Raw genomic sequence first — 1,181 nt, forward strand, 5'->3', positions numbered from 1 at the left:
CTCTGTACACGACAAATTTCACAGAACCCTTATCCTATCAGGATTCTGCTTTCTTAAAATTGCCAAAATTTCCTTAAACTCTTCTTTTTTCCCAAAACCAATTAAACGCTGAATCGCCATTTGAACATAGTCTAAACCATAGCGAAATAAACTCATTGAGAGTCGTCCATGCTTCTTTATTTTTATCGCTTTTTTTTGATTATGTTGCCATTCACCCGTTAAGTAACACCAACAGAAGCTTATAGCTAACACCGCAATCAATTTTTTCACTCGTCTAGGGTCTGTCAAGCGCGTATTTTCAAGATTAAACCCGCGTCCTTTGAGACAACTGAATAAGGTTTCAATTTCCCAGCGTAATGCATAATCCTGAATAGCATTGGCATTAAACTGAGGAGAAACGACGAGTAAAAGCTCTCCATTTTCTAACTGTAGTGCACTTATATATAGTTTCACCCGACCAACCAAAATCCGTCGTTTACGACATTCAATTTGACCAACTTTAAGATGGCGAAATAAATCACTAATTTTATGATTCTTTCCTAAATGATTGGTGACAATGAAGTTTTTTTAACACGAATGCAGAAGTTGATGTCTTGTTCAATTAACCATGTAAACCACTGCTCACCGATAAACTCTCTGTCTGCGAACACATTCACAATACGGTCTTTACCAAAAATGGCTATAAAGCGTTGAATCAAAGCAATACGCTCTTTCGTATCTGAATTTCCACGTTTATTAAGCAATGTCCAAAGGATAGGTATCGCTATTCCACGATAAACGATTGCGAGCATCAGGATATTAATATTTCGTTTTCCCCATTTCCAATTGGTTCTATCTAAAGTCAGTTGCACTTGGTCGAATGAAAACATATTGAAAATCAACTGAGAAATTTGACGATAATCAAAATACTGACCTGCAAAGAAGCGCTGCATACGTCGATAAAATGATTGTGGTAAACACTTGATGGGCAAGGCTTTAGATGCAGAAGAAAGATTACATGTTTGCTTTAAAATAATCACAAGCATGATGAGCGCAAAGCACTTTAAATGTGACTTGTTCCATTTTAGAGATTTGTTTAAGATAAGATATAACTCATTGAGATGTGTCATAGTATTCGTCGTTAGAAAACAATTATTGTGACATTATTTCAATGAGTTATCTATTTTTGTCGTGTACAGAGA

The 1,181-nt window shown here is 35.7% G+C and carries 1 protein-coding gene; it reads right to left on the bottom strand.

Going from position 1 to position 1,181, the window contains the following annotated elements; translation table 11 throughout:
* Nucleotides 1–18 precede the first annotated feature (18 nt).
* A protein-coding gene (locus tag FTT73_RS16115) for an IS4-like element ISAba1 family transposase (protein ID WP_085940648.1) occupies nt 19–1,109 on the bottom strand; the annotation gives its coding sequence in 2 pieces (ribosomal slippage) (nt 19–569 and nt 569–1,109; 1,092 coding nt in all).
* Nucleotides 1,110–1,181 lie beyond the last annotated feature (72 nt).

Origin of the sequence: Acinetobacter sp. YH01006, from assembly GCF_013420445.1 — a bacterium.
GTDB lineage: Bacteria > Pseudomonadota > Gammaproteobacteria > Pseudomonadales > Moraxellaceae > Acinetobacter > Acinetobacter pseudolwoffii.